Annotated in this window: 22 protein-coding genes, 4 tRNA genes and 1 pseudogene; 14 read left to right on the forward strand and 13 right to left on the reverse strand. The window is 60.6% G+C overall.

All coding sequences use genetic code 11. The annotated features are described in order from the left end of the window. Positions 1–135: 135 nt before the first annotated feature. The 4 genes from acs to PFLQ2_RS04905 all read left to right on the forward strand — a co-directional run bounded on the left by acs (position 136) and on the right by PFLQ2_RS04905 (position 6,648). The gene (gene acs / locus PFLQ2_RS04920) at positions 136–2,073 is read left to right on the forward strand and encodes an acetate--CoA ligase (protein WP_003185512.1); all 1,938 of its coding nucleotides are present in this window, start codon (positions 136–138) and stop codon (positions 2,071–2,073) included. Positions 2,074–2,282: 209 nt separating this feature from the next. Continuing rightward, positions 2,283–3,299, forward strand: a complete 1,017-nt coding sequence (locus PFLQ2_RS04915) for a class I SAM-dependent rRNA methyltransferase (RefSeq protein WP_003185514.1) — start codon at positions 2,283–2,285, stop codon at positions 3,297–3,299. A 119-nt stretch (positions 3,300–3,418) separates the two neighbouring features. Then, the gene (locus tag PFLQ2_RS04910) at positions 3,419–6,352 is read left to right on the forward strand and encodes a DUF748 domain-containing protein (protein WP_003185516.1); all 2,934 of its coding nucleotides are present in this window, start codon (positions 3,419–3,421) and stop codon (positions 6,350–6,352) included. Beyond that, the gene (locus PFLQ2_RS04905; protein WP_003185517.1) at positions 6,352–6,648 is read left to right on the forward strand and encodes a DUF2845 domain-containing protein; all 297 of its coding nucleotides are present in this window, start codon (positions 6,352–6,354) and stop codon (positions 6,646–6,648) included. The genes PFLQ2_RS04910 and PFLQ2_RS04905 overlap by 1 nt, the downstream gene beginning before the upstream one ends. A 357-nt stretch (positions 6,649–7,005) precedes the next feature. Here PFLQ2_RS04905 and PFLQ2_RS04900 read toward each other — a convergent pair whose 3' ends face one another. Then, entirely contained in the window at positions 7,006–7,359 is a 354-nt protein-coding gene (locus PFLQ2_RS04900) for a BON domain-containing protein (RefSeq protein ID WP_003185519.1), read from the reverse strand. Between the two features lie 269 nt (positions 7,360–7,628). Then, entirely contained in the window at positions 7,629–8,039 is a 411-nt protein-coding gene (locus PFLQ2_RS04895) for a pilin (protein WP_003185521.1), read from the reverse strand. A 224-nt stretch (positions 8,040–8,263) separates the two neighbouring features. Here PFLQ2_RS04895 and pilB point away from each other — a divergent pair, with 224 nt between their 5' ends. The 5 genes from pilB to yacG are packed head-to-tail and all read left to right on the forward strand — an operon-like array spanning position 8,264 to position 12,888. Further along, complete coding sequence (pilB, locus tag PFLQ2_RS04890; protein WP_003185524.1) at positions 8,264–9,964, forward strand: type IV-A pilus assembly ATPase PilB; 1,701 nt, start codon at positions 8,264–8,266, stop codon at positions 9,962–9,964. Between the two features lie 2 nt (positions 9,965–9,966). Next, positions 9,967–11,184, forward strand: a complete 1,218-nt coding sequence (locus tag PFLQ2_RS04885; protein WP_003185526.1) for a type II secretion system F family protein — start codon at positions 9,967–9,969, stop codon at positions 11,182–11,184. Between the two features lies 1 nt (position 11,185). Next, positions 11,186–12,055: a prepilin peptidase gene (locus PFLQ2_RS04880; RefSeq protein WP_003185528.1), complete on the forward strand. Its 870-nt coding sequence runs from the start codon at positions 11,186–11,188 to the stop codon at positions 12,053–12,055. A gap of 12 nt (positions 12,056–12,067) precedes the next feature. Then, a complete protein-coding gene (coaE, locus tag PFLQ2_RS04875) occupies positions 12,068–12,691 on the forward strand; it encodes a dephospho-CoA kinase (protein ID WP_003185529.1) in 624 nt (207 codons plus the stop codon). Continuing rightward, complete coding sequence (yacG, locus tag PFLQ2_RS04870; RefSeq protein ID WP_003185531.1) at positions 12,688–12,888, forward strand: DNA gyrase inhibitor YacG; 201 nt, start codon at positions 12,688–12,690, stop codon at positions 12,886–12,888. The genes coaE and yacG overlap by 4 nt, the downstream gene beginning before the upstream one ends. Here yacG and PFLQ2_RS04865 read toward each other — a convergent pair. Both PFLQ2_RS04865 and PFLQ2_RS04860 read right to left on the reverse strand, forming a co-directional pair. Next, entirely contained in the window at positions 12,885–13,100 is a 216-nt protein-coding gene (locus PFLQ2_RS04865) for a hypothetical protein (RefSeq protein ID WP_003185533.1), read from the reverse strand. The two genes, yacG and PFLQ2_RS04865, sit on opposite strands and share 4 nt — an antisense overlap. A 63-nt stretch (positions 13,101–13,163) precedes the next feature. Beyond that, positions 13,164–13,850, reverse strand: coding sequence for an energy-coupling factor ABC transporter permease (locus PFLQ2_RS04860; protein ID WP_003185535.1), 687 nt, complete (start codon positions 13,848–13,850; stop codon positions 13,164–13,166). Between the two features lie 227 nt (positions 13,851–14,077). On the opposite strand from PFLQ2_RS04860, the gene PFLQ2_RS04855 reads away from it, so the two are divergent. From PFLQ2_RS04855 to PFLQ2_RS04840, 4 genes are read left to right on the forward strand one after another with little or no spacing between them, the layout of a single operon-like run. Then, positions 14,078–14,704 carry a DUF1780 domain-containing protein gene (locus PFLQ2_RS04855; protein WP_003185538.1) on the forward strand — a complete coding sequence of 209 codons (627 nt, stop codon included), beginning with the start codon at positions 14,078–14,080 and terminating at the stop codon, positions 14,702–14,704. Beyond that, positions 14,701–15,228 (forward strand): MOSC domain-containing protein, encoded by a 528-nt coding sequence (locus PFLQ2_RS04850; protein ID WP_003185541.1) that lies wholly within the window; start codon positions 14,701–14,703, stop codon positions 15,226–15,228. Before PFLQ2_RS04855 ends, PFLQ2_RS04850 begins: the two co-directional genes overlap by 4 nt. A 52-nt stretch (positions 15,229–15,280) precedes the next feature. Next, on the forward strand, positions 15,281–15,454 hold the full coding sequence (locus PFLQ2_RS04845; protein ID WP_003185543.1) for a DUF3094 domain-containing protein: 174 nt from the start codon (positions 15,281–15,283) through the stop codon (positions 15,452–15,454). A gap of 60 nt (positions 15,455–15,514) precedes the next feature. Beyond that, a complete protein-coding gene (locus tag PFLQ2_RS04840; protein WP_003185544.1) occupies positions 15,515–16,813 on the forward strand; it encodes an NAD(P)/FAD-dependent oxidoreductase in 1,299 nt (432 codons plus the stop codon). A 201-nt stretch (positions 16,814–17,014) separates the two neighbouring features. Here PFLQ2_RS04840 and PFLQ2_RS31090 read toward each other — a convergent pair whose 3' ends face one another. The 9 genes and pseudogenes from PFLQ2_RS31090 to rluD form a co-directional block, all read right to left on the reverse strand. Beyond that, positions 17,015–17,878: a methyl-accepting chemotaxis protein gene (locus tag PFLQ2_RS31090; RefSeq protein WP_371261235.1), complete on the reverse strand. Its 864-nt coding sequence runs from the start codon at positions 17,876–17,878 to the stop codon at positions 17,015–17,017. Next, positions 17,870–18,640 (reverse strand): annotated as a pseudogene (locus tag PFLQ2_RS31095) (MCP four helix bundle domain-containing protein); the annotation flags it as partial. The pseudogene PFLQ2_RS31095 and the gene PFLQ2_RS31090, both read right to left, overlap by 9 nt. A gap of 147 nt (positions 18,641–18,787) precedes the next feature. Then, positions 18,788–18,864 (reverse strand) — tRNA-Pro (locus tag PFLQ2_RS04830). Between the two features lie 94 nt (positions 18,865–18,958). Continuing rightward, positions 18,959–19,034: transfer RNA gene (locus PFLQ2_RS04825), tRNA-Lys, on the reverse strand. 5 nt (positions 19,035–19,039) lie between these two features. Then, positions 19,040–19,116: transfer RNA gene (locus PFLQ2_RS04820), tRNA-Pro, on the reverse strand. Positions 19,117–19,123: 7 nt separating this feature from the next. Next, positions 19,124–19,199, reverse strand: a tRNA-Asn gene (locus PFLQ2_RS04815). Positions 19,200–19,497: 298 nt separating this feature from the next. Next, on the reverse strand, positions 19,498–22,062 hold the full coding sequence (gene clpB, locus PFLQ2_RS04810) for an ATP-dependent chaperone ClpB (RefSeq protein ID WP_003185548.1): 2,565 nt from the start codon (positions 22,060–22,062) through the stop codon (positions 19,498–19,500). Between the two features lie 129 nt (positions 22,063–22,191). After that, positions 22,192–22,917, reverse strand: a complete 726-nt coding sequence (pgeF, locus tag PFLQ2_RS04805; RefSeq protein WP_003185551.1) for a peptidoglycan editing factor PgeF — start codon at positions 22,915–22,917, stop codon at positions 22,192–22,194. Then, the gene (rluD, locus tag PFLQ2_RS04800) at positions 22,914–23,876 is read right to left on the reverse strand and encodes a 23S rRNA pseudouridine(1911/1915/1917) synthase RluD (protein WP_003185553.1); all 963 of its coding nucleotides are present in this window, start codon (positions 23,874–23,876) and stop codon (positions 22,914–22,916) included. Before rluD ends, pgeF begins: the two co-directional genes overlap by 4 nt. A gap of 150 nt (positions 23,877–24,026) precedes the next feature. Between rluD and PFLQ2_RS04795 the strand changes: the two genes are divergently transcribed. Then, complete coding sequence (locus PFLQ2_RS04795) at positions 24,027–25,043, forward strand: outer membrane protein assembly factor BamD (RefSeq protein WP_003185555.1); 1,017 nt, start codon at positions 24,027–24,029, stop codon at positions 25,041–25,043. Positions 25,044–25,126: the final 83 nt, after the last annotated feature.

Genomic DNA, 25,126 nt, shown 5'->3' on the forward strand with positions numbered 1-25,126 from the left:
AGACACATTGATGTCAACTGACACATCGCCTTCACGAGCAAGCCCGCTCCCACAGTTGTTTGTGCATGACTTGAACCCTCCGGCTACTCGGCGCATCTTTATGACTTGTCGCAAGAACAAGAATAAGGAACCGTCATGTTCGATATCAGCCAGTACCCCCAAGCCGATGCCGTCCGCCGGGCTGCGCAACTGAGTCAGGACGAGTACCAGCGGCTCTATAAAGAATCCATCGAACACCCCAGCGCCTTCTGGGCCGAGCAGGCCACGCGCTTTCTCGACTGGATGACGCCCTGGCAAACCGTCCAGCGCTATGACCTCAAGAATGGTGACGCCAGCTGGTTCGCCGGTGGCAAGCTCAACGTCAGCGCCAACTGCATCGACCGCCACCTGGACAGCCGTGGCGACCAGATAGCGATTATCTGGGAAGGCGACAACCCCGCCGAATCGGCGCAAATCACTTACCGAAAACTGCACAACCATGTTTGCCGCCTGGCCAACGTGCTGAAAAGCCGTGGCGTGAAGAAAGGCGACCGGGTCTGCATCTACATGCCGATGATCCCGGAGGCCGCCTACGCCATGCTCGCCTGTACCCGGATCGGCGCGGTGCATTCGGTGGTGTTCGGCGGCTTCTCGCCGGATTCCCTGCGCGACCGGATTCTCGACGCCGATTGCCGCACCGTGATCACCGCCGACGAAGGCGTGCGCGGCGGGCGCTTCATACCGCTCAAGCGCAACGTCGACAAGGCGCTGGAAAGCTGCCCGAACGTCAGCACCGTGCTGGTGGTCGAGCGCACCCAAGGCGAAGTGAACTGGGTCGAAGGCCGTGACCTCTGGTATCACCAGGCCATGCACGAGATGAGCGACGACTGCTCGCCCGAGCCGATGGATGCCGAGGATCCGCTGTTCATCCTCTATACCTCCGGCAGCACCGGCAAGCCCAAAGGCGTGCTGCACACCACCGGCGGCTACCTGCTGCAAGCAGCGATGACCTTCAAGTACGTGCTCGACTACCGCGACAACGAAGTGTTCTGGTGTACCGCCGACGTCGGCTGGGTCACCGGCCACAGCTACATCGTCTACGGTCCGCTGGCCAACGGCGCCACCACGCTGATTTTCGAAGGGGTGCCGAGCCATCCCAGCAGCGCGCGCTTCTGGCAGGTCATCGACAAGCATCAGGTCAATATTTTCTACACCGCGCCGACTGCCCTGCGCGCGCTGATGCGCGAAGGGGCCGGACCGTTGCAGGAGACGTCGCGCAAAAGCCTGCGCTTGCTCGGCAGTGTCGGTGAGCCGATCAACCCGGAGGCGTGGGAATGGTATTTCAACGTGGTTGGCGAACAGCGCTGCCCGATTGTCGATACTTGGTGGCAGACCGAAACCGGCGGCATCATGCTCAGCCCGCTGGTGAGTGCACCGCGGCTCAAGCCGGGCTGCGCCACGCGGCCGATGTTCGGCGTGCAGCCAGTACTGCTGGATGAAGTGGGCAAGGAAATCCACGGTGCCGGCAGCGGCGTGCTGGCGATCAAGTCCAGTTGGCCAGCGCAGATTCGCAGCGTCTATGGCGATCATCAACGCATGGTCGACACCTACTTCAAGCCCTACCCCGGTTATTACTTCACCGGCGATGGTGCCCGTCGCGACGAAGACGGCGATTACTGGATCACCGGGCGCATCGACGATGTGATCAACGTCTCCGGGCATCGCATCGGCACTGCGGAGGTGGAAAGCGCCCTGGTATTGCACGACAACATCGCCGAAGCGGCAGTGGTTGGCTACCCCCACGACCTCAAGGGCCAGGGCATCTATGCCTTCGTCACCCCAATGGACGGTGTGGAAGCCAACGATGAGTTGAAAAAGGAACTGCTTGCCCATGTCAGCAAGGAAATCGGCAGCTTCGCCAAACCGGAACTGATCCAGTGGGCTCCGGCGCTGCCCAAGACCCGTTCGGGCAAGATCATGCGGCGCATCCTGCGCAAGATCGCCTGCAACGAGCTCGACAGCCTCGGCGACACCTCGACCTTGGCCGATCCAAGTGTGGTGGAGGGGCTGATCGATAAGCGCCTGAATCGTTAGAAAGGCAACGCAATACACCCGTGGCGAGGGAGCTTGCTCCCGCTGGAGTGCGTAGCGCTCCCAAAAATGATGGGGCCGCTGCGCAGCCCAGCGGGAGCAAGCTCCCTCGCCACAGGTCGGTGCTCGGCTTCACATGCGTATGCAATCCCCAACCCGGGTTTGCATAACTGTTAAACTCCCGCGCCTCATTTCTCTAAGGCGCGCCCGGCATGTCTTCCTTGAATCAGGCGCTGCGCGCCGCCCTCGATCAGCGTCAGGACCTGCTTGGCCAATTGCACCAGCAAGGCACCGACTGCTATCGCCTGTTCCACGGTAGCCAGGAAGGCGCGCCCGGCCTGACCGTCGACCGCTACGGCCCGCAACTGCTGGTTCAAAGCTTCCACCAATCGCTGGAGCGCGAGGCCTTGTTGCAACTGCACGGCATCGTCAATGAATGCCTGGGCCTGGACACCTTGCTGGTCTACAACGACCGTGCCCGGGGCAATTCGCGCATCGACCGCCAGGACACCGTCTACCAGGCCGACGAAGCCGCCCTGCAAGACCTGGTCGGCCATGAATGGGGTTTGAACTACCGGGTACGTGGACGCCACGCCGGGCAGGACCCGCTGTTGTTTCTTGACCTGCGCAACGCTCGCGGCTGGGTCAAGCAACACAGCCGCAACAAGAGCGTCCTGAATCTGTTTGCCTACACCTGCGGCGTCGGCTTGAGCGCGGCGGCCGGCGGCGCGCGGGAAGTGTGCAACCTGGACTTCGCCGAAGGCAACCTGGCGGTGGGTCGTGAAAACGGCCTGCTCAACCCCGATTTGCCGCCCATGGCGTTCGTGCAATCGGATTACTTCCCGGCGATCTGCCAACTGGCCGGCCTGCCCATCAGCCAGCGACGCGGGCAAAAACTGCCCAGCTATGTGCGTCTGGAGCAACGCCAATACGACTTGGTGCTGCTCGATCCGCCAGCCTGGGCCAAGAGCGCTTTCGGCACTGTCGACCTGCTGCGCGATTATCAGAGCCTGCTCAAGCCGGCACTGCTCACCACGGCGCAGGACGGTGTGCTGATCTGCTGCAACAACCTGGCAAAAGTCTCCATGGACGACTGGCGCGAGCAAGTGTTGCGTTGCGCCGAAAAGGCCGGCCGCCCGGTACGCGAATGGAGCGTGTTGACACCCGGCAGTGATTTCCCCTCTTTGGACCAACAGCCGCCACTCAAGACTTTGGTGCTTCAGCTCTAAGCCAGCCTCAGAACTCCTACGCGGAAAACGGACAAATCTGTTAAATCACAGTGGCTTCGGAACCGTAAACGCGTGCCATACTCCAAGGCATTCCGAATTCACATTAGATGAAGCCGCACATGCCCAAAGGATTGATTCGCGCTTTTGCCGCCCTGTTGACCGCACTGGCCCTCTACAGCCTGCTGGGCTTTCTGATATTACCGGGCGTTGCCTTGCGGATCGCCAATCAGCAACTGGCCGAGCGTGCCAACGTGCCGGCCCACATCCAGCGCATCGAACTCAATCCGTTCAGCCTTGAAGTCACGCTCTGGGGCCTGAATATAGGCGAACCGGGCAAGGAACAGGTCGGCTTCGAACGCCTGTACGCCAACCTGCAGCTCAACAGCCTGTGGTCCGGGGCCCTGCACCTGGCCGACATCGAACTGGACAAACCCAAGACCGACGTGGTGTTCGCCAAGGACGGTCAGTTGAATCTGTTGGGCCTGTTCAAATTGCCGGCCAGCGAACCGACTCCCGCCGATCCAGAAACCAAGCCGTTCCCGCTGCGGGTCGATCGAATCAAGCTGGCCGGCGGGTATGTGCATTTCGAGGACCTGCGCCCCAGCGAGCCCATCGAATTTCTTTACGACACCCTCGATTTCGAGCTGAAGAACCTCAGCACACTGCCTGACGACAACGCCGACATGACCCTTGTGGCCGTAGGCCCTCAAGGTGGGCAGATCGACTGGACCGGCAACTTCAGCCTTTCGCCGATCGCTTCCGAGGGCAAGCTCAAGATTACCGACGGCCAGATGAAAGCCTGGTGGCCCTACGTGCGCGATGCGGTGCCGTTGGTGTTGGAGAATGGCGTGCTGAACCTCAGCACCGACTACAAGCTCAACCTGGCCAAGGGCACTGAACTGCTGCTCAGCAACGCGGCGGTCAGCGTCGCGCCTTTTGCCATGAAGGCCCCGGATGGCCGCCCCTTGGTGAAACTCGAACGCCTGGATGTGAGCGAAACCACGGTCGACCTCGCCAAGCAACAAGTGGTAGTGGGCAAGATCCGCAGCCAGAAACTTGAAACCTGGGCAGCTCTTGAGGCCGATGGGCAACTGGACTGGCAAAAGCTTTTCGCCAGCCAACCGACCAAACCGCAGGCCAAGGCCGAACCGGCATCAGCCCCGGCAGTCGCCGACTCGCCTAAAGCCAAACCCGAAACAGCCAGTAAACCGTGGCAGGTGTTGTTGAAGGATGTGCAACTGCGCAATTACCAGGTGCACCTGGCCGACCGAAAGGCGCAGCCGGCCGTGGCGTTGGAAGTGGGTCCGCTGAACCTCGACCTGCAGAACTACGACACCCTCAATGGCTCGCCCTTTACGCTCAAGCTGGATACCGGAGTGGGTAAACAGGGCAAGCTCCTGGCCGACGGCGAGGTCAACCTGAACCCGATCACCGCTCGGCTCAAGGTCAAGACCCAGGACATCGACCTGCGCGTCGCCCAGTCGTACATCAACCCGTTCATTCGCCTGGAACTGCGCTCCGGTATGCTCGGCAGCGACCTGGTGGTCGATCTCAAGAGCACCGAGCCGCTGGCCTTTGCCGTCACCGGCCGCGCCCAGGTCGATCAGTTGCACACCCTCGATACTTTAAAGACTCGCGACTTCCTCAAGTGGCAGAGCCTGGTCCTCGAGGGCCTCAATTATCAGCACGGCGACAGCCTGTCCATCGACAAGGTCAACCTGTTCCAGCCTTATGCGCGCTTCATGATCAACGACGACCGCACCACCAACGTCGATGACCTGCTGATCCCACAACCGGCCGACGCCGCCTCGAAACCCGCCGCGGCGAAACCTGCATCCCAGGAAAAACCGCTGGGTATCCACGTCGGCGGCATCGCCATCAATGACGGTTCGGCCAACTTTGCCGACTTCAGCCTGACGCCCAACTTCGCCACGGCCATCCAACAGCTCAACGGCCAGATCGGTACCATCGACAGCCGCCAGGCCAAACCGGCCACCGTCGACGTGAAGGGCAAGGTCGACCGCTACGCACCTGTCACCATCAAGGGCGCCGTGAACCCCTTCGATCCGATGGCCAGCCTCGATATCGCCACCAGTTTCAAACGGGTCGAGCTCACCACCCTGACGCCCTACTCCGGCAAATTCGCTGGCTATCGCATCCGCAAGGGCCGGCTCAACCTCGATCTGCATTACCGCATCACCAAGGGCCAGCTCCAGGCGGAAAACAAAGTCGTGGTCGAACAGCTGCAACTGGGGGAAAAGGTCGACAGCCCGGACGCCGTGAGCCTGCCCCTGAAACTGGCCGTCGCGCTGCTCAAGGATTCCGAGGGCAAGATTTCCATCGAACTGCCGGTGACCGGCAACCTCAACGACCCGCAATTCAGCGTGATGCCAATTGTCTGGCAGACCCTGCGCAACCTTTTGGTACGAGCGGCCGAGGCGCCGTTCAAACTCATCGGCGGGCTGGTGTCTGGCGGCGGTTCCGAGGATTTGGGTAGCGTGGCGTTCGCCCCGGGTTCCAGCGACCTGAGCAAGGACAACGAAGGCGTGCTGCTCAAGCTGTCCGAGGCCTTGGGCAAACGCCCCGAACTGCGCCTGGAGATCGAAGGCACCGCCGCTGCAAGTAGTGACGGTCCACTGCTCGCCGCCCAGCGCCTGGAGCGTGAGTACCAGTACAACTACTACAAAATGCTGCAGCGCCGAGGCGATAAGGTCCCGGCCAAGGCTTCGCTGCTCGAAGTACCGGAGGATGAAAAGGCTCCGCTGCTGGAAGGCATCTACCGCACTCGCTTGAAAAACCAGCCACCGGCCGAATGGACGCAACTGGATAAGAAGGCCCGTATCGAGAAACTGCGTGAAGGGGTCATCAAGTTCTGGAGCGGCAGTGATGTGCTGCTGCGCGAACTGGGCCAGGAGCGAGCCAGCAGCATCAAGGATTTCCTGGTGGACAAGGGCAAGCTGGCCGACGACCGCGTGTACTTCATCGATGCCAGCCTCGGCGAGGCCGAAAGCGACGGGCGTGTGATTACGCCACTGCATCTGGATGCGGAATAATGAAAGGCTTGTATGGGCTTTGCCTGGGCCTGACGCTCGTTGCGGGCCAGGCAGTTGCCGCCGATACCCTGCGCTGCGGCAGCCAGTTGATCAGCGTTGGTGACCGCTCCAGCGAGGTGCTGCAAAAATGCGGACAGCCCGTGGCGCGGGATGACCTGGGCTACAAGCGCAGCGTCAATCGCCGGGAAGAATACCCGGTGGAGGAATGGACCTACGGGCCCAACAGCGGCATGTACCAGTACCTGCGTTTCGAAGGGAATCGGCTGGTGCAGATCACCAGCAAGCGCGGGCGCTAATCCTCACCCAAGCCATCCGGTGACCGCAGCGCCGCCTTCGCGAGCAAGCTCGCTCCCACAGTAGACCGGGTTCATTCAGGCAGAACGCGATCAACTGTGGGAGTAGTCCGGGTTCGTTCAGGAAGAATGCGATTACTGTGGGAGCGAGCTTGCTCGCGAAAGAGGCAACTCGGTTTGCGAGCATGCCGCCGCTCAGGTCTTTGCATCCCGGAATAGAACAGGCCCCCGGCACGAATGCAGGGGGCCTGTAATGGCCACGTCCGTATGGCCTTTCGCATGAACTCCAAAGCAACGGCAAACGTATGACTCAGCCCGCTTGCCGTGCCTTCTCCCGGTCCAGGCGAGAAGTCTTGAGCCTTATTCGGCTTTCAGGCCGTCAGCCGATACGGCTTTCACGCCTTTGATCTTCTTGGCGATTGCCACGGCAGTGGTCTTTTGCGCCTGAGTCACGGCAACAGTGGACGACAAGGACACAACGCCTTTGTTGGTTTCGACTTTGATATCGGTACCTGGGATGCCTTTTTCGGTAACCAGGTCAGCCTTGACCTTGGTGGTGATCCAGGTATCGGAGGTTTCTTCCTTGGCCTTGGTCACTTCGCCCGCAGCCAGCATCATTGGCGCCTGAGTTGCTTGAGTGGTCTCGGCGAATGCGCTAGCCATGGTCAGGGTCAGTGCGGTAGCAGCGGCGGCAGTGATAGCGAACTTCTTCATACGAGTAACTCCTGTTTTTCTCAGAAACTGCCGGCAGTGCTTCCCGGCAGGGTTATCAGGAGTAGTGCGAAGGCTGTGCCAGTTTTTTAACAGGTATTAAATACTTTAAAATCAATAAGTTAAGCGAAGCGGCAATTTCCATCATCGTGCAATATGCATGAAGCGGTCATTTGGGACATGCAACTTGCGGGTTTTGGCGTCGCACTAAGCCTATGAATTTTGGTGATTTATATTAATGAGGGAGCATGCTCCCTCATTCTTATCGAATATCAGACACCGGGGCACCCGGCCGGCAAGAATTCCTTGGGTGCATTAGAGGCACACGTCCAGGCGCCATTGGCATCACGACTGAGCGTGATGGTTTTACCCGTGACGGCAGCAGGTGCATTCGCCAGGGTGCAAACGATGGTGCCTGTTCCCGCCGCAGCGGTACCCGTCACTGCTATTGCGCAGTTACTGGTGGGCGTCGTTATGTTCATATTTGCCGCTGTTGGGCTAGTTCCCTGGTTCATCATGTCCTCGTAGGGCACTTTCAACGCCGAAATTTCCCCCAGCCCCGCAGTAGCCTTCGCCCGCGCCTGATACTTGGAATACTGCGGCAACGCAAAAGTCGCCAGAATGCCAATGATCGCCACGACGATCAGCAGCTCGATCAGGGTAAAACCATTTTGCTTGCTCATAGACATCTCCATAGCATGAGGCGAAATCTCATGACTTGAAGCGAGCTTTGCATGGCATGTGCCAACCTTCTCGCCCCCTGTCGACAGGGCTTGAAGCGGCCAGGAGCCCAACGTCCTCCCCCCACAACCGCACTATCTGACACTTTTTGTCACCCCACCCCGCTGGTTTGGCGCCGATGCTTGACTAGGCTATAAGTCATGAACTGTCTGCGTCCGGTATCCACATGAATGACATCGCCCTCAGCGGCTTGGCCAAGCAATTGGTATTGGCCGAACTGATCACCGAACAAACTGCGCAACAGGCCTACCAGCAGGCTCAACGCAATCGCGTGCCCCTGGTCAGTTACTTGGTACAGAACAAAATGGTCCAGAGCCGCCGGATCGCCGAAGTCGCCTCGGAACACTTCGGCGTAGCCCTCATGGACCTCAACAGCCTGGACAAGGAAGCCCAGCCCACTGGCCTGATCAGTGAAAAACTGATGCGCCAGCATCACGCCTTGCCGTTGTGGCGACGCGGCAACAAGTTATTCGTCGGCATCTGCGACCCGTCGAACGACCAGGCCATCAAGGACATTCAATTCAGCACCGGCCTGACCACCGAAGCGATCCTGGTGGAGGCCGACAAGCTCAGCGACGCCATCGACCGGTTCTTCGAATCCAGCAGCACGGGCCTTGAAGGCATGGGCGATGTCGATCTCGACGGCCTGGACATCGAGTCCGACGACGATCGCAAGCAGGACGCCATAGGGGGCCTGGACACTGACGACGCGCCGGTGGTGCGCTTCGTCAACAAGATGCTGCTGGATGCAATCAAGGGCGGTTCCTCCGACCTGCATTTCGAGCCTTACGAAAAAAGCTACCGGGTACGGGTGCGCACTGACGGTATGCTCCGGGAAGTGGCCAAGCCGCCGATCCAGTTGGCCACCCGTATCGCGGCCCGTCTCAAAGTCATGGCCAGCCTGGATATTTCCGAACGACGCAAACCCCAGGACGGCCGGCTGAAGATGCGCCTGTCGAAAACCAAATCCATCGATTTCCGGGTCAACACTCTACCTACGTTGTGGGGCGAAAAAGTCGTGATCCGGATCCTCGACCCATCCAGCGCGCAAATGGGCATCGATGCCCTGGGTTACGAACCGGACCAGAAAGACCTGTACATGGCCGCCCTCAAACAGCCACAAGGGCTGATCCTGGTCACCGGCCCGACCGGCTCGGGCAAGACCGTCTCGCTCTACACCGGCCTGAACATCCTCAACACCGTCGACATCAATATTTCCACCGCCGAAGACCCGGTGGAAATCAATATGGAAGGGATCAACCAGGTCAACGTGAACCCGCGCCAGGGCCTGGATTTCGCCCAAGCCCTGCGCTCGTTCCTGCGCCAGGACCCGGATGTGATCATGGTCGGGGAAATCCGCGACCTGGAAACCGCCGAAATCGCCATCAAGGCTGCCCAGACCGGTCACCTGGTACTTTCCACGCTGCACACCAACAGCGCCGCCGAAACCCTGATCCGTCTGCAGAACATGGGCATCCCGGGCTTCAACATCGCCACGGCGGTGCATCTGATCATCGCCCAACGGCTGGCCCGCAAGCTGTGCACCCATTGCAAGAAGACTATCGAGGTTCCCGAGGAAACCCTGCTCAAGGAAAGTTTCCCCCGGGAACGCATCGGCACATTCACGATCTATGAGCCGGTCGGTTGTGAACAGTGCAACCACGGCTACAAAGGGCGGGTGGGCGTCTACGAAGTGGTCAAGAACACGCCTGAACTGCAACGATTGATCATGGCCGAGGGCAACTCGCTGGAGATCGACCTGCAAATGCGCAAGGACGGCTTCAATGACCTGCGCACGTCGGGGCTGGTCAAAGTGATGCAGGGCGTCACCAGCCTGGAAGAAATCAACCGAGTCACCAAGGATTGAACATGGCCGTCAAGGCAGTCAAAACCGATGTCTACACGTGGGAAGGCAAGGACCGCAAAGGCACGAAAATGACTGGCGAGCTGACGGGCCAGAGCCCGGCCCTGGTCAAGGCACAACTGCGTAAGCAAGGCATCAATCCACAAAAGGTCCGCAAGAAATCCACCTCGATATTCAGCAAGGGCAAGCGCATCAAGCCGCTGGACATCGCTCTTTTCACTCGCCAGATGGCAACGATGCTCAAGGCCGGCGTGCCGTTGCTGCAAGCGTTCGACATCATCGGCGAAGGCTTCGATAACGCCAACATGCGCAAACTGGTGGACGAAGTGAAACAGGAAGTCGCCGCCGGCAACAGTTTCGCCGCGTCGCTGCGCAAATGCCCGCAATATTTCGATGATCTCTACTGCAACCTGGTGGACGCCGGTGAGCAGGCCGGCGCCCTGGATACGCTGCTGGATCGGGTCGCGACCTACAAGGAAAAGAGCGAGGCGCTGAAGGCCAAGATCAAGAAAGCCATGACCTACCCAGCGGCCGTGGTGGTGGTCGCGGCGGTGGTCACCGGCATCCTGCTGGTCAAAGTGGTGCCCCAATTCGAATCGGTCTTTTCAGGGTTCGGTGCACAACTGCCGGCCTTCACGGTGATGGTCATCGGCCTGTCGGAGTTCTTGCAGGAGTGGTGGTGGGTGGTGCTTGGCGGATTCGTGGGTACGTTTTTTGGGGTGAGATACGCCCTCAGACGCTCCCAGGCCTTTCGTGACTGGCGCGATAAATGGTTGCTCAAGCTGCCGCTGATTGGTGCCTTGATGTACAAATCCGCCGTGGCCCGCTATGCCCGCACGCTTTCCACCACCTTCGCCGCCGGCGTGCCGCTGGTGGAGGCGCTGGATTCAGTGTCGGGGGCCACCGGCAACGTGGTATTCAAACGCGCGGTACAACGCATTCGCCAAGATGTCTCGACCGGCATGCAGTTGAATTTTTCCATGCGTGCCTCGGGCATCTTTCCGAACCTGGCGATCCAGATGACCGCCATCGGCGAGGAATCCGGCGCACTGGACGACATGCTCGACAAGGTGGCGAGCTTTTATGAGGCCGAGGTGGACAATCTGGTGGACAACCTCACCAGCCTGATGGAACCCTTCATCATGGTGGTCCTGGGGGTGGTCGTCGGCGGCCTGGTGGTTGCCATGTACCTGCCCATCTTTCAACTCGGCTCTGCGATCTGACATGCCCCTGAGCGAATTCTTCCTGCTGTATCCCCTGGCTTTCGTACTCGTTGCGGCATTGCTCGGCCTGATCATCGGCAGCTTCCTCAACGTGGTGGTGTGGCGCCTGCCTAAGATGCTCAACCGCGAATGGCGCCTGCAAGCCCAAGACCTGCTGGGCCTGCCGGCCGAGACCCCTGGCCCGGTCTATAACCTGATGCTGCCGCATTCCCAATGCCCCCACTGCAACCATCGCATCCGGGCCTGGGAGAATATCCCGGTACTCAGCTACCTGCTGCTGCGCGGCCGTTGCTCCAGCTGCGCGGCGCCTATCGGCAGACGTTACCCGCTGACCGAGCTGGCCTGCGGCGCGCTGTCGGCGTTCGTTGCCTGGCATTTCGGCTTTGGCTGGCAAGCCGCGATGGTGATGGTGCTGACCTGGGGCCTGCTGGGGATGAGCCTGATCGACGCCGAGCATCAATTGCTGCCCGACGCACTGGTACTGCCGCTGTTGTGGCTAGGCTTGATCATCAACAGCTTCGGGCTGTTCGTCTCCCTGGACCAGGCCCTGTGGGGCGCGGTGGCCGGCTACCTGGCGCTGTGGTCGGTGTTCTGGGTGTTCAAGCTGATCACCGGCAAGGAAGGCATGGGCTATGGAGATTTCAAGCTGCTGGCAATGCTGGGCGCCTGGGGCGGCTGGCAGATCCTGCCGCTGACGTTGCTGTTGTCATCGTTGGTGGGCGCCGTAGTCGGGGTCATTGTGCTGCGCCTGCGCGACGCTCCAGGGTCGACCCAAATCCCCTTCGGACCCTATCTGGCCATTGCCGGCTGGATTGCCTTGCTCTGGGGTGGTCAAATAAGCCACTTCTATTGGCAGTCTGTCGGTTTCTAATGTCGATCCTTTATGAATAACCGTGTGGAACAACCCTGGATTCTCGGTCTGACCGGTGGCATCGGCAGCGGCAAGAGCGCGGCGGCCCAGCACTTCATCGACCTGGGCGTGCACGTTGTCGACGCCGATCATGCGGCGCGCTGGGTCGTCGAGCCGGGCCGTCCGGCGTTGGCTGAAATAGCCGGACACTTCGGTCCAGGTGTGTTGCAGGCCGACGGCACGCTGGACCGAGCGGCCCTGCGTAAACTGATCTTCGAAGATGCCGAGGAGCGTCGCTGGCTCGAAGCACTGTTGCATCCGCTGATCGCCGAGGAAATCGCTCACCATCTGGCCCAGGCACAATCACCCTACGCGATCCTGGTGTCGCCGCTGTTGATCGAGTCGGGGCAGTACGCCATGGCCCAGCGGATCCTGGTGATCGATGCGCCGGAACAATTGCAGATCAAGCGCACCTTGCAGCGCGACCAGACCAGCGAGCAGCAGGTCCAGGCGATCCTCAAGGCCCAATCCAGTCGCCAGGATCGCTTGAGCCACGCCGACGATGTGGTGGTCAATGACCGCGACCTCGCCTGGCTGCACAGCGAGGTCGAGCGCCTGCATCACTTTTACCTTACTTTGCGTGGAGGCCAATCATGAGCCAAACCCCAACCGTCGATTGCCCTACCTGTGGCGCCCCTGTGGAATGGAGCCCGGAGAACAAGTTCCGGCCGTTCTGCTCCGATCGCTGCAAACTGATCGACCTGGGCGCCTGGGCGTCGGAGGAACACAAGATTCCAGTCAGTCCCGACGCCGAGGATGAGCTGTTCAGCGAAGATTTCGAGCCTCGCCATTAAGGCCGCATGAAACCGTAGTCCTGTTCATCATCGAGATTTTCCGCCAGGAAACTCAACTCATCGGCCAGGTCTTCAACACTGCGTACTGTCTTGCTCTGCTGCACGATTGCGCTGAGCAAGGCACGCAGGCTCAAGCCCGGATCGAAACCGATCTCCATTGCCGCATCGTGGCTACGCCTGATTTCTTGCCTGGCCCATTCATAAACACTCATGGCTGTGCTCCTGGAAATTTTCCAGAGCATGAAGGGCGCCTGCCCGGCCAGCCTTGACGTGAATCAAGGCTTGTCGTCATCGTTCCAGGGCGCCGACAAGTAGCGCGTGCGGTTGAAGGTCTCCAGCCATTCGGGGCTGAATACCACCAGCGCGCTGATCACCATGCCGTTGATGAACGCTTCGGGAAAAATGATCAGCCAGAGATAACCGACGAAATCCTCCAGCCAATAAGGCATGGCGAATATGCCGTCGTACCACAGCAAGCCAAGCCCCAGCAGCAGGCAGGCCAACGCCGAAAGTGCGGCGGCGAGAAACCCGGAACAGAAGATATACACAAACAGATTACGCGGCTGGGCGCGCTCTACCAGGATCGCGCAGCACTCGGTGATCAGTACCGGCAACAGGATCAGCAGCGCGCCATTGACGCCTATCGCCGCCATGTCCTGGCGCCCCAGCAACACCAACGCAAGCTGGGCACAAAATCCACCGAGGATCGCCAGCGGCCAGTCCAGCAGCAACGTCACGGCCGTCATGCCAATGAAATGATACGAGACGCCCGTGTCGAAGTCCCGTCGCACCAGCCACAACATGAACAGTGCCAGCACGGTGCCGAACAACAAGTGCTGGCGACGGCCGTCGGTGAACAACTCGACCCACGGCGCCCGCCATACGGCCCAGGCCAGCACCGGCACATAAACCAGCCAGCCGGCCGCCAGGGTCTGGGGTGAGAGCAGTTCGGCGCCGATCATGAAACAACTCCTTTCGTTTGTCGTTGCATCAACCTTCCGTGGCGAGGGAGCTTGCTCCCGTGGGGTTGCGAAGCAGCCCTAAAGAATTTGCGACCGCTTCGCGCTCGAGCGGGAGCAAGCTCCCTCGCCACGGTCACTTCAAGCCAGCAGTCTACACCCCACCCTAAAGTCTCAATAATCAACGCAATGCTTTCAGCTTGTCGCAATAGAACGCTAAGCTTGGGTTCATGGATGATTCCGACTACTTACGCCTGCTGACCATCGCGGCCGAGCAAGCCAACGCCTTTCTCTCCAATGCCCGCAAATGGGAGCGTGAGCGTTGGGTCTGCCAGCGTCTGCTGCAAGGCTTGAACGTGCCGTACCGTGCCGACGAGTTCGCCCCTGCGGGAGAGCCGCCGGACGTGTTGTTTCGCGATGCCAATTTCGAGGTGTTTTTCGTGCTTGACGAGGGCCGTCGCCTCAATGACGAATGGCGCGACGAACTGCAACGGCGTCGCAGCGCATTTTCATTGAGCCAACTGGTGCGCCGCGAAGCCAAGCCACGCCGGATCCCGGCCAATGAGTTCCTGCTCCGGCTGGCCCCGACCCTGCGCAAGAAAGCCCACAACTACACCGAACGCGGCATGGACCTGGGGGAGTTGGACATCATTGCGTTCGCCAGCCTCAAGCGTGAAGTGCTGGACCTCAACAGCCACTTTCCGCCGCCCACCGAGTACCTGCGCCAGGGTTGGCGCTCACTGTCGCTGGTGGGGCCGACGTTTGCCCGGGTGCTGTTCGCCCACCCCGACGCACCGGATTTCCTGCGAGGCAACCTGGGCCGCAGCATCGTCTTCGATGTGGGGATCAGTCTTTGAGCCCCCTGCAGGAATTGATTGGCGCAGTGCCGCAGCAGGGCTGCGTGCGCTGGATCGGCGTACGCCCCGAGGGGCACGCACCGATGATCGAACTGGACGCCGTGGAGGCGCGCCTGGAAGCAGGACTGACTGGCGATCATGCCCGTCCGGGAGTGCGCAATGCGCGACAGGTGACGTTGATCCAGTGGGAACACCTGGCCGTCATCGGCTCGCTGATGGGCCGCCCGGCGGATCGTCCCGTACTGCCGCAAGAGTTGCGCCGCAACATCGCCGTCAGCGGCATCAATCTGTTCAGCCTCAAGGGCCGACGCTTTCGCATCGGCCAGGCCATCTTCGAAACCACCGGCTGGTGCCAGCCCTGCGCACGCTTGGAGCGCAACTTGGGTGAAGGTACGTTTCAGGCCGTGCGCGGCCATGGTGGAATCACCGCACGAGTGTTAAAAAGTGGAATCATTCGCCTGGACGACCGCTTGAGCGTCGAGCCCGTCCCGGCGAGCGGCTACGCTGCTTTCAATGCCGGATAGCTGGACGCTGTAGCGTCCAAACAATTCGCAACGTCTACCTGACGAGGCCTTTATGACCAGCCGCCTGAACCCAGATGACCAGAAGCATGTCGAAGAGTACCTGCAACTGTCCCAGCACCGAGTCGAGCGCCGGCCTTTCCGGCCGTGGATGCTCCTGGTGGTGGTGCTGGCCGTGACCATCGGCCTGGGCCTGTTGAGCCGACTGATCAGTTACCTGACGCTATGAGCCGCATCGCGCTCGCTCGGGTAACGGCACCGATTTCCTTTAGCCTTGCGAGATATCCCCATGACTCATCGTATTGTCATCGTTGGCGGCGGCGCCGGCGGCCTGGAGTTGGCGACCCGCCTGGGTAAGACTCTGGGCAAGCGTGGCACGGCCAGTGTGATGCTGGTCGACGCGAACCTGACCCACATCTGGAAACCCCTGCTGCACGAAGTGGCTGCCGGTTCGCTAAACTCCTCCGAAGACGAACTCAACTATGTCGCCCAGGCAAAATGGAACCACTTCGAGTTCCAGTTGGGGCGCATGAGTGGCCTGGACCGTGAACTGAAGAAAATCCAACTGGCCGCTACCTATGACGAGGCGGGTGTGGAGCTGTTGCCGGCCCGGGAACTGGGCTACGACACTTTGGTCATCGCGGTTGGCAGCACCACCAATGACTTCGGCACCGAAGGCGCGGCGCAGCATTGCCTGTTCCTCGACACGCGCAAGCAGGCCGAGCGCTTCCACCAGCAATTGCTCAACCATTACCTGCGCGCCCATGCCGGCCAGACCGATGTGGTCGAGCGTATCAGCGTCGCCATCGTCGGCGCCGGTGCGACCGGCGTCGAACTGGCCGCCGAGCTGCACAATGCCGCCCATGAGCTGGCGGCCTACGGCCTGGACCGAATCAAGCCGGAAAACATGCACATCACCCTGATCGAAGCCGGGCCACGCGTGCTTCCAGCCTTGCCCGAGCGCATCAGCGGTCCGGTGCACAAGACCCTGGAAAAACTCGGGGTCAACGTCATGACCAACGCCGCCGTCAGCCAAGTGACCGCCGATAGCCTGATCACTGCCGATGGCAAAGTGATCGATGCCAGCCTCAAAGTCTGGGCCGCCGGCATCCGCGCGCCGGGTTTTCTCAAGGACATCGATGGACTGGAAACCAACCGGATCAATCAGCTACAAGTCCTGCCGACACTCCAGACCAGCCGCGACGAGAACATCTTTGCCTTCGGCGACTGCGCGGCCTGCCCGCAACCGGGCAGCGACCGCAACGTCCCGCCCCGCGCCCAGGCCGCGCACCAGCAGGCCTCGCTGCTGGCCAAGTCGTTGAAGCTGCGGATCGAAGGCAAGGCCCTGCCCGAATACAAATACACCGACTACGGCTCGCTGATCTCGCTGTCGCGTTTCTCGGCGGTGGGCAACCTGATGGGCAACCTGACCGGTAGCGTGATGCTCGAAGGTTGGCTGGCGCGGATGTTCTACGTGTCGCTGTACCGCATGCACCAGATGGCGCTGTACGGCATGTTCCGCACGGCGATGCTGATGCTGGGTAGCAAGATTGGGCGTGGGACGGAGCCGCGGCTCAAGTTGCACTGAGGCTAAGCTTCTTACAGCAGCGGCGAACTTTAAAACTCCGTCGTCGCAACTATAGCCTTCGCGAGCAAGCCCGCTCCCACACGAGACTCGGTACAGCATATGTACGCGATTAACTGCGGGAGCGGGCTTGCTCGCTAAGACGGTAGCGCAGTCGACACCCATCCATCTAGCGGGTGGTTGAGCGCCGACTCCGTTCTTCAATCAAACCTGAAACCGCTGCACCATCGTGCGCAACGAATTCGCCAGTTGCGACAATTCATGGCTGGACGCGCTGGTCTGGTCCGCGCCGGTGGCCGAGCGCACCGACAGGTCCCGGATATTCACCAGGTTGCGGTCAACCTCACGGGCGACCTGTGCCTGTTCTTCGGCAGCGCTGGCGATCACCAGGTTGCGTTCGTGGATTTCATTTACCGATGCGGTGATGGTCTGCAACGCCTCGCCTGCCCGCTCCGCCATCGCCAGGGTGCTGGCCGCCCGGGTGGAACTGGCTTGCATGGAATCCAGCGCTTGGGTGGCGCCGCTGCGCATGCCCTGGACCATCTGCTCGATCTCTTGGGTCGATTGCTGCGTGCGGTAAGCCAGCGCCCGTACCTCGTCGGCCACTACCGCAAAACCGCGACCGCTCTCGCCCGCACGGGCCGCTTCGATGGCAGCATTGAGGGCCAGCAGGTTGGTTTGCTCGGCAATGGCCCGGATCACATCCAGGACCTTGCCGATATCCTGCGACTGGTTGGCCAGGGACTGCACCAGGCCGCCGGTCACCTGCACATCGCTGGCGAGGGCACCAATGGCGTCCACTGTGTCACTGACCCGTTGCTGACCCATTGACGCCGACTCACTGGACTGACGCGTGGCGTCGGAAGTGGAAACCGCGTTGCGCGCGACCTCTTCCACGGCGGTGGTCATTTCGGTGACTGCAGTGGCCGCCTGTTCGATTTCATTGTTCTGCTGTTGCAGGCTCTGAGTACTGTCGAGGGTCACCGCGTTGAGTTCGTCGGCAGCCGTTGCCAACTGCGTCGCCGAGCCACTGATGTTCTGCAACGTCTCGCGCAGGTTCTGCTGCATGGTTGCCAGCGCCTTGAGCAGGCGGCTCACTTCGTCGTTGCCGTGGGTTTCAATCGGACGGGTCAGGTCACCACGGGCGACGTTTTCCGCAGCGTCCAGCGCCTCGCTCAAGGGCTTGACGATACTGCGCGTCAGCAACATGGCCAGGGCCACCGTGGCCAATGCAGCCAGCACGATGAACAGGCTGACGATCATGCGCGAATTGGCGTAGTGCTCCTGGGACTTCTGGCTCTCGATCGTCACTTGCTTGGAAAACAGCTCTGCCAGGTCGTTGAGCTGTTTGCCGGAGCCGTCCACCACGGTTTTCATGTCCACCAGCAACAGCTTGATCAAGTCGTCACGGCGCCCCTGCTCCGCCAGGGTGAAAGACTGGGCGATGCCCGCACGGTACGCGGCGAAGGTTTGCTTGAATTGTTCGTAGAGCGCCTTGCCCTCGGGCGTGACGACAAGTTTTTCGTAGCTGGCGATTTTTTCGCTCAGCTCCTTGTCACGGGTGTCCATTTGACCGCGGTATACCGAGGTGTTCTTCGGGTCCTGATCCAAGGCCATGCGCAAGGAAATGGTGCGAATACGCAGCATCAATTCGCGGATTTCGTCACCGCCGCGAATACTGGGCAACCACTGGGTTTCCACCGCCACTTCGCTGTCACGGATGCTCGACATCTGCCCCAGCGCAAACACCCCGAGCAATGCGACCAGAAAGGCGATCAAGGCGAAACCCAACGCCGCGCGGGGGGCGATATTCAGCTGACGAAGAAACATAGTGGAGTGCCTTTTTTATTGTTGGCCTGGTGTGGGGCCATGCCCCTGTCGGCGGGTTATCGGCAAGTTGTACGACAACTTGAAGGCTTGCGGTTTTTCGCACGCAAAAAAAAATCCCCGTAACTTTCGATACGAGGATTTTTAATATGGTCGGGGTAAGGGGATTCGAACTCCTGACATCCTGCTCCCAAAGCAGGCGCGCTACCGGACTGCGCTATACCCCGGTAAAAAAAAGGCGACCTTTGCAAGTCGCCTTCCTCGATCAGCGCTTTTGGCTTCTGATCTTAAGATTCGATTCCAGCGAACTGGTTTCAAAAATGGTGGGTCGTGTGGGATTCGAACCTACGACCAATTGGTTAAAAGCCAACTGCTCTACCAACTGAGCTAACGACCCAAAAATGGTCGGGGTAAGGGGATTCGAACTCCTGACATCCTGCTCCCAAAGCAGGCGCGCTACCGGACTGCGCTATACCCCGATTGAAATGGCTCCGTGACCAGGACTCGAACCTGGGACCCAATGATTAACAGTCATTTGCTCTACCGACTGAGCTATCACGGAACTGATATTTCAAGTTACTGCATTGAAGCTAGCTTCAACCTCTTCTACCCGTCTGCATCGCTGCGTTCGTGTGTCTGAGGCGCGCTATTCTACAATTTTCAGAACCTCTGTCAACCCCTTAAATTGCTTTCAAGACAATGATTTGCAACTTATTTTGGATTCCTTCTCAGGGAGAAGTCTTCCTGGGGGTGACGTACTGCGGGGCGCACTTTACAAGCCTTTTCCTTTGAGTTCAACGGCCTGATGAAAAAATGGCCTCGTCAGGCGAGGCCATTTCAACAGCGGGCTATACCGGCTTTCAGTTGAAGATGATTTCGTCGTTCTCCACCGTACCGGTCACGGTTTCGCCCGGCATGAAGCGGCCGGACAAAATCAACTGCGCCAACGGGTTTTCGATCCAGCGCTGGATTGCCCGCTTCAGCGGCCGCGCGCCGTAGACCGGGTCGTAACCCACGGCAATCAACTTATCCAAGGCTTCGTCGCTCAGTTGCAGCTTGAGCTCGCGCTCGGTGAGGCGGCTGCGCAGGCGTCCCAGCTGGATTTCGGTGATACCGGCAATCTGGTCACGTGCCAGCGGCTCGAAGATCACCACTTCGTCGACACGGTTGATGAATTCCGGGCGGAAATGGGTAGAGATCGCGTCCATCACCGCAGCGCGTTGCGCTTCGCGATCCCCTACCAATTCCTGAATCTGCGTCGAGCCCAGGTTGGAGGTCATCACGATGACAGTGTTGCGAAAGTCCACCGTGCGCCCGTGGCTGTCAGTCAAGCGACCGTCTTCCAGCACTTGCAGCAGGATGTTGAACACATCCGGGTGAGCCTTCTCGACCTCGTCGAGCAAGATGACCGAATACGGCTTGCGACGCACAGCCTCGGTCAGGTAACCGCCCTCTTCATAGCCGACATAGCCCGGAGGGGCGCCGATCAGCCGTGCCACGGAGTGTTTCTCCATGAACTCGGACATGTCGATGCGCACCATGGCCTCTTCCGTGTCGAACAGGAACTCGGCCAGCGCCTTGCACAGCTCGGTTTTACCGACACCGGTCGGGCCGAGGAACATGAACGAGCCGCTCGGCCGGTTAGGGTCCGACAACCCGGCACGGGACCGGCGCACGGCGTTGGACACCGCCACCACCGCTTCTTCCTGGCCGATCACGCGCTGGTGCAGCAGGCTTTCCATCTTCAGCAGCTTGTCGCGCTCGCCTTCAAGCATCTTCGAGACCGGAATGCCGGTCCACTTGGAGACCACTTCGGCAATCTCTTCCTCGGTGACCTTGCTGCGCAGCAGTTGGTTTTCGCTCTTGCCGTGCTGGTCGACCATTTGCAGGCTGCGCTCCAGATCCGGGATCACCCCGTACTGCAGCTCCGCCATGCGGTTGAGGTCGCCTTTGCGGCGCGCCGCCTCCAGCTCCTGACGAGACTGTTCGATCTTCTGCTGGATCTGCGCCGAACCCTGGACTTCGGCTTTCTCCGAATTCCAGATCTCCTCGAGATCGGAATACTCGCGCTCATGGCGAAGGATTTCTTCCTGCAATCTTTCCAGGCGCTTCTTCGCCGCTTCGTCGCTTTCTTTCTTCAAGGCCTGGGATTCGACTTTGAGCTGAATCAAGCGCCGCTCCAACCGATCCAGCACTTCCGGCTTGGAGTCGATCTCCATGCGGATGCGGCTGGCAGCCTCGTCGATCAGGTCGATGGCCTTGTCCGGCAATTGCCGGTCGGTGATGTAGCGATGACTGAGCTTGGCCGCCGCGATGATCGCACCATCGGTAATCGCCACTTTGTGGTGAACCTCGTAGCGCTCTTTAAGGCCACGCAGGATAGCGATGGTGTCTTCTTCGCTCGGTTCTTCAACCAATACTTTCTGGAAGCGCCGCTCCAGGGCCGCATCTTTCTCTATGTATTGGCGGTACTCGTTAAGCGTGGTCGCGCCGACGCAATGCAACTCGCCACGGGCCAGCGCAGGCTTGAGCATGTTGCCGGCATCCATCGAGCCTTCGCCCTTGCCCGCCCCGACCATGGTGTGCAATTCATCGATGAACAGGATGATCTGCCCTTCCTGCTTGGACAATTCATTGAGCAGGGATTTGAGTCGCTCTTCGAATTCGCCACGGTATTTGGCACCGGCGATCAACGCGCCCATGTCCAGGGACAACAGGCGTTTGCCCTTGAGACCGTCCGGCACCTCGCCATTGATGATGCGCTGGGCCAGCCCCTCGGCGATGGCGGTCTTACCCACGCCTGGCTCACCGATCAGCACCGGGTTGTTCTTGGTGCGGCGTTGCAGCACCTGGATCGTGCGACGGATCTCGTCGTCGCGGCCGATCACCGGGTCGAGCTTGCCTTCCTCGGCGCGCTTGGTCAGGTCGACGGTGTATTTGTCCAACGCCTGGCGCGACTCTTCGTGGTTGGCGTCGTTGACCGCTTCGCCGCCCCGCAGGTTGTTGATAGCCGTCTCCAGGGCTTTCTTGCTCACGCCCTGGCCGAGCAACAATTTACCGAGCTTGCTGTTCTCGTCCATGGCGGCGAGTAACACCAGCTCGCTGGAAATGAACTGGTCGCCCTTCTGCTGGGCCAGGCGATCGGCCTGGTTGAGCAACCGCGCCAGATCCTGGGACATATTCACGTCACCGGTCGGATTCTGGATTTTGGGCAGTTGGTCGAGTTCTTTCGCCAGCTCTTTACGCAGGCTGTTGACGTCAAAGCCGACCTGCATCAGCAGCGGCTTGATGGAACCGCCCTGCTGTTCGAGCATGGCTTGCATCAAATGCGCCGGTTCGATACCGGGATGGTCCAGGCCGACGGCCAAAGACTGGGCGTCGGACAGGGCCAATTGTAATTTGCTGGTTAAACGATCAATACGCATGGGTCACCTTCCTTTTGAGCAGGCCGGACCGGAAAACATCCTGAATGAAGAAACCTGCCAGATACCGCTATAGATGTGGTCGATTCTGGAAGATTCAAGCAGCGCACTGTTGATGCAGATCAGAGAAGTCTAGCGTTCGATCCAAACCAGGGAAGCGAAGCGACCGGTGCGTGGGTTGCGCCGGTAGGAAAAGAAGCGCGGATCGGTCACGGTGCACAAGCCGCCACCGTAGACTGCCGTAACACCGCGCGCCGCCAGGCGCAAACGCGCCAGCGCATAAATGTCGGCGAGGAATTTGCCGGGGTTGTGGCTGGGTGCAAAGGCCTGCGTCGCCTGGGGCAGTTGCGCGACAAAGGCTTCGCGCACTTCCGGCCCGACTTCGAACGCTTGCGGGCCGATGGCCGGGCCGAGCCAGGCCAGTATCTCACCAGCGGGCACTGCAAGGCTGTCGAGCGTGGCTCCCAGCACCCCGTTCGCCAGCCCGCGCCAACCGGCATGGGCCGCCGCGACGCGGCTGCCGGCACGGTTGCAGAAGAGCACCGGCAAGCAATCCGCCGTCATCGCCGTGCAGGCGATACCCGGCGTTGCGGTCCAACTGGCATCGGCGGTCGCGACCCGCGCCGGGTCAGCCTCGACCACGACAGTGCCATGGACCTGCTGCAGCCAGGCCGGTGCGATGGCGAAGTGATCGGTAAGGCGACGACGGTTCTCGGCGACGGCCGTCGGGTCGTCGTCCACATGATTGCCGAGGTTGAGGCTGTCGAACGGCGCCAGGCTGACGCCGCCCGCTCGGGTGGTGACGCAGGCCTTGACCCGGGCCGGCGCGGGCCAGTCGGGTATCAGCCAGTCACTCATCCGATGAACGCCTCGCGGTCCTGCTTGAGCAGCGTCAGCAGCCAGACGAAGTCATCCGGCAACGGCGACTCCCAGCTCATGCGCTTGCCGGTGGTCGGATGATCCAGCTCCAGAAACCGCGCATGCAGCGCCTGGCGCGGGAAGTTCTTCAGCGACTCGACCATGGTGATGCTGGCGGCCGGCGGAATGCGGAAACGACCGCCGTAGGCCGGGTCGCCCACCAATGGGAAGTTGATGTGCGCCATGTGCACGCGGATCTGGTGGGTACGGCCGGTTTCCAGCTTGACCCGCACGTGGGTGTGGGAGCGGAAGCGTTCGAGCACGCGGTAATGACTGACCGCTTGCTTGCCGCCTTCCATCACCGCCATGCGCTGGCGTTGCTGGCCATGACGACCGATCGGCGCGTTGATCTTGCCACCGGCAGTGACCACGCCGATCACGATGCATTCATAGATGCGGCTGACACTGCGGCTCTGCAGCTGTGTGACCAGCTGTGTCTGCGCCTGGATGGTCTTGGCCACGACCATCAGGCCGGTGGTGTCCTTGTCCAGGCGATGCACGATGCCGGCACGGGGCACATTGATAATGTCCGGTACGTGGTGCAGCAAGGCGTTGAGCAGGGTGCCGTCGGCATGGCCCGCAGCCGGGTGCACCACCAGGCCCGCAGGCTTGTTGATCACCAGGATGTCATCGTCTTCATAGACGATGTCCAGGGCAATGTCCTGGGCGACCCATTCTCCCTGGGCCTCCTGTTCGGCGGTCAGCTCGAGGATGGCGCCACCGTGGACGATGTCGCGCGGGCGAATGACCGCCCCATCCACAGTCAGGCGGCCGTCCTTGATCCAGGCGGAAAGGCGCGAGCGCGAGTGCTCGGCGAAGAGTTGGGCGGCGACTTGATCGAGGCGTTGGCCGCCCAAATCGGACGGCACCTCTGCGCGAAGTTCTATTTTATCGGACATGCTCGGACTAGGCGTCGGCACAGCCTTTGGTTTCGGCTGCGCGCTTGTGGTTAAATACGGCGTCTTTTGCCCCGAGGCTTTCAACGGGGCGCTCATCATAACAGGACGGCCCCGCCCAAGACAGCGGCCGTCATAGGGACGCAAGCCGCCATGCAAGTGAAACACCTGCTGCTGATCGCCATCCTCGCATTGACTGCTGCTTGCTCGTCGAAGGAAGTCGTAGACGAAAACCTGAGCGAAGTCGAACTGTACCAACAGGCGCAGAACGACCTGGACAACAACAGCTATACCAGCGCCACGGCCAAGCTCAAGGCCCTGGAATCGCGGTATCCGTTCGGTCGCTACGCCGATCAGGCCCAGTTGGAGCTGATCTACGCCAACTACAAGAACGCCGAGCCGGAAGCTGCAAAATCCGCCGCCGAGCGCTTCATTCGCCTGCACCCGCAGCACCCGAATGTCGATTACGCCTATTACCTCAAGGGGCTGACCTCCTTCGACCAGGACGTCGGCCTGCTGGCGCGCTTCCTGCCGCTGGACATGACCAAGCGTGACCCGGGCGCCGCGCGCGACTCCTATAACGAGTTCGCCCAGCTGACCAGCCGCTTCCCCAACAGCCGCTACTCGCCGGATGCCAAGCAGCGCATGATCTACCTGCGCAATCTGCTGGCATCCTACGAAATCCACGTGGCCGACTACTACCTGACCCGCCAGGCCTACGTCGCCGCCGCCAACCGTGGCCGCTACGTGGTGGAGAACTTCCAGGAAACCCCTTCGGTGGGTGACGGCCTGGCCGTGATGACCGAAGCCTACCAGCGCCTGCACCTCGATGACCTGGCAGCCACCAGCCTGGAAACCCTGAAGCTGAACTACCCGGATCACCCTTCGCTGGTCGACGGCCAGTTCACCCCACGGGTTGACGAAGCGGACAACCGTTCGTGGCTGAGCAAGGCTACCCTGGGCCTGATCGAGTCCCGTCCACCGCTGCCGCCGGGTGAAACCCGCGCCAACCAAGACGTACAGCGTCAGTTCCAGGACGCCAAGGAAGCCATTCCGAACGAGCTCAAGCCCAAGGACGAGAATGGCGATGTGATCGAAGCAGAAGAGCCTGAGAGCGAGTCCAGCGACCGCTCCTGGTTCAGCCACCTGACCTTCGGCCTGTTCGACTGAGCCCAAGGCACCTACGAAAAGGGAGACCGTACGGTCTCCCTTTTTTGTGCCTGGGTTTTATAGCGCTGTGCGCCGTTCCTGTC

The organism is Pseudomonas fluorescens Q2-87 (assembly GCF_000281895.1).
Lineage (GTDB): Bacteria > Pseudomonadota > Gammaproteobacteria > Pseudomonadales > Pseudomonadaceae > Aquipseudomonas > Aquipseudomonas fluorescens_S.

Excerpts from the sequence above, each read along its gene's own strand:
- acs (WP_003185512.1), top strand. The coding sequence starts at position 136 with ATGTTCGATATCAGCCAGTACCCCCAAGCCGATGCCGTCCGCCGGGCT.
- PFLQ2_RS04915 (WP_003185514.1), top strand. The coding sequence starts at position 2,283 with ATGTCTTCCTTGAATCAGGCGCTGCGCGCCGCCCTCGATCAGCGTCAG.
- PFLQ2_RS04910 (WP_003185516.1), top strand. The coding sequence starts at position 3,419 with ATGCCCAAAGGATTGATTCGCGCTTTTGCCGCCCTGTTGACCGCACTG.
- PFLQ2_RS04905 (WP_003185517.1), top strand. The coding sequence starts at position 6,352 with ATGAAAGGCTTGTATGGGCTTTGCCTGGGCCTGACGCTCGTTGCGGGC.
- PFLQ2_RS04900 (WP_003185519.1), bottom strand. The coding sequence starts at position 7,359 with ATGAAGAAGTTCGCTATCACTGCCGCCGCTGCTACCGCACTGACCCTG.
- PFLQ2_RS04895 (WP_003185521.1), bottom strand. The coding sequence starts at position 8,039 with ATGAGCAAGCAAAATGGTTTTACCCTGATCGAGCTGCTGATCGTCGTG.
- pilB (WP_003185524.1), top strand. The coding sequence starts at position 8,264 with ATGAATGACATCGCCCTCAGCGGCTTGGCCAAGCAATTGGTATTGGCC.
- PFLQ2_RS04885 (WP_003185526.1), top strand. The coding sequence starts at position 9,967 with ATGGCCGTCAAGGCAGTCAAAACCGATGTCTACACGTGGGAAGGCAAG.
- PFLQ2_RS04880 (WP_003185528.1), top strand. The coding sequence starts at position 11,186 with ATGCCCCTGAGCGAATTCTTCCTGCTGTATCCCCTGGCTTTCGTACTC.
- coaE (WP_003185529.1), top strand. The coding sequence starts at position 12,068 with ATGAATAACCGTGTGGAACAACCCTGGATTCTCGGTCTGACCGGTGGC.
- yacG (WP_003185531.1), top strand. The coding sequence starts at position 12,688 with ATGAGCCAAACCCCAACCGTCGATTGCCCTACCTGTGGCGCCCCTGTG.
- PFLQ2_RS04865 (WP_003185533.1), bottom strand. The coding sequence starts at position 13,100 with ATGAGTGTTTATGAATGGGCCAGGCAAGAAATCAGGCGTAGCCACGAT.
- PFLQ2_RS04860 (WP_003185535.1), bottom strand. The coding sequence starts at position 13,850 with ATGATCGGCGCCGAACTGCTCTCACCCCAGACCCTGGCGGCCGGCTGG.
- PFLQ2_RS04855 (WP_003185538.1), top strand. The coding sequence starts at position 14,078 with ATGGATGATTCCGACTACTTACGCCTGCTGACCATCGCGGCCGAGCAA.
- PFLQ2_RS04845 (WP_003185543.1), top strand. The coding sequence starts at position 15,281 with ATGACCAGCCGCCTGAACCCAGATGACCAGAAGCATGTCGAAGAGTAC.
- PFLQ2_RS04840 (WP_003185544.1), top strand. The coding sequence starts at position 15,515 with ATGACTCATCGTATTGTCATCGTTGGCGGCGGCGCCGGCGGCCTGGAG.
- PFLQ2_RS31090 (WP_371261235.1), bottom strand. The coding sequence starts at position 17,878 with ATGCAGCAGAACCTGCGCGAGACGTTGCAGAACATCAGTGGCTCGGCG.
- clpB (WP_003185548.1), bottom strand. The coding sequence starts at position 22,062 with ATGCGTATTGATCGTTTAACCAGCAAATTACAATTGGCCCTGTCCGAC.
- pgeF (WP_003185551.1), bottom strand. The coding sequence starts at position 22,917 with ATGAGTGACTGGCTGATACCCGACTGGCCCGCGCCGGCCCGGGTCAAG.
- rluD (WP_003185553.1), bottom strand. The coding sequence starts at position 23,876 with ATGTCCGATAAAATAGAACTTCGCGCAGAGGTGCCGTCCGATTTGGGC.
- PFLQ2_RS04795 (WP_003185555.1), top strand. The coding sequence starts at position 24,027 with ATGCAAGTGAAACACCTGCTGCTGATCGCCATCCTCGCATTGACTGCT.